Source organism: Streptomyces sp. YS-3 (assembly GCF_045257485.1).
GTDB lineage: Bacteria > Actinomycetota > Actinomycetes > Streptomycetales > Streptomycetaceae > Streptomyces.
In genome coordinates this window covers 1-1,589 of record NZ_JBJHPC010000956.1, presented here as the reverse complement: position 1 = coordinate 1,589, position 1,589 = coordinate 1, and the positions used below count along the sequence as shown (strand labels likewise).

Below are 1,589 nucleotides of genomic sequence, written 5' to 3'. Positions count from 1 at the left end.
GCCCGCACGACCTGATCGCCTACGCCAACGCGGGCGCCGACTCCCCTCGCACATCGTCAAGATCGCCGAGTCGGGCGTGCGCGGCCCGCACGATCGGCATGGTGGGTCAGTTCCGTCCGTGCCGCAGGGCGGGGTGGGCGCCGGCGGCCACCAGGTCGGCGACGGCCGCCCGGGGGTCCTTGCCGGTGACCAGGGACTCGCCGACCAGGACGGCGTCGGCGCCCGCGTTGGCGTAGGCGATCAGGTCGTGCGGGCCGCGCACGCCCGACTCGGCGATCTTGACGATGTGCGAGGGGATCTCCGGGGCGACGCGCTCGAAGGTGGTGCGGTCCACCTTGAGGGTCTTCAGGTCGCGCGCGTTGACGCCGATGATCCTCGCGCCCGCGTCGACCGCCCGCTCGACCTCGTCCTCGTCGTGCACCTCGACCAGCGGGGTGAGCCCGATGGACTCGGCGCGCTCGATCAGCGAGACCAGGGCGGCCTGCTCCAGGGCGGAGACGATCAGGAGCGCCATGTCGGCCCCGTACGCCCGGGCCTCCCACAGCTGGTAGGCGGTGACGATGAAGTCCTTGCGCAGCACCGGGATGTCGACCTTGGCGCGAACGGCCTCCAGGTCGGCGAGCGAGCCGCCGAAGCGGCGCTCCTCGGTGAGCACGGAGATGACGGCCGCGCCGCCCGCCTCGTAGTCGGCGGCGAGAGCGGCCGGGTCCGCGATGGCCGCCAGCGCGCCCTTGGACGGGCTGGAGCGCTTGACCTCGCAGATGACCGTGACGCCTTCGCCGCGCAGGGCCGCGACGCCGTCCCGGGCCCGGGGCGCCTTGGCGGCGCGCTCCTTGAGCTCGTCGAGGCCGACCCGCGCCTGCCGCTCCGCCAGATCGGCGCGGACGCCCTCGATGATCTCGTCGAGCACACTCACGTGAGCGGCCCCCTTCCAGGACGGTGACGTTGACGATCGGCCAGGATCAGCCATGACGATGGTATCCGCACCGGAGCGAAGGGCCCGCATCCGGTTGACGCCCGTCCCACCCCTCGGACAGCCGGGACGTGGGGAGATATACGGAATGTCACGGCGCGAGTACAGCACCGAACGGCATATTCCGGACAATCGAGAAGACCAGCAGGACCGCGCCGACACCCCACCAGTGGGCGTCCTTGAGGGCGATACGGAAGGGCAGCCCGCGCGCGGTGCGGACGGCCCAGACCACCCAGAGGGCCGCGAAGAGGACGTAGCCGAGCACGGCGAGGGCGTTGGCGCCGAGGGCCGCGCCGAAGTCGCCGGTGATGAAGGCGTGGGCGCTGCGCAGGCCCCCGCAGCCGGGGCAGTAGATCCCGGTGAGCCGCAGCAGCGGGCAGACGGGGTAGTGGCCGGGCTCGTTCGGGTCGACCGCGCCCACGTACGCGAAGGCGGCGGCGACCCCGGCGAGGGTGCCCAGCGGCACGAGCAGCCGGCGCACGGCGGAGGAGGCCCCGGGAGCCGGGGCACCGGGGGCCGGACGGGCCGGGGTCGGGTGCCCAGCGGCACGAGCAGCCGGCGCACGGCGGAGGAGGCCCCGGGAGCCGGGGCACCGGGGGCCGGACGGGCCGGGGTC

The 1,589-nt window shown here is 74.1% G+C and carries 2 protein-coding genes; both read right to left on the bottom strand.

Features of this window, described 5'->3' with window-relative positions; genetic code table 11:
• Window positions 1-106: 106 nt before the first annotated feature.
• The gene (gene trpC / locus ACJA3G_RS36675) at window positions 107-916 is read right to left on the bottom strand and encodes an indole-3-glycerol phosphate synthase TrpC (RefSeq protein WP_406557342.1); all 810 of its coding nucleotides are present in this window, start codon (window positions 914-916) and stop codon (window positions 107-109) included.
• A gap of 148 nt (window positions 917-1,064) precedes the next feature.
• A partial coding sequence (locus ACJA3G_RS36670) for a DUF2752 domain-containing protein (protein ID WP_406557341.1) occupies window positions 1,065-1,589 on the bottom strand: 525 nt, incomplete at its 5' end.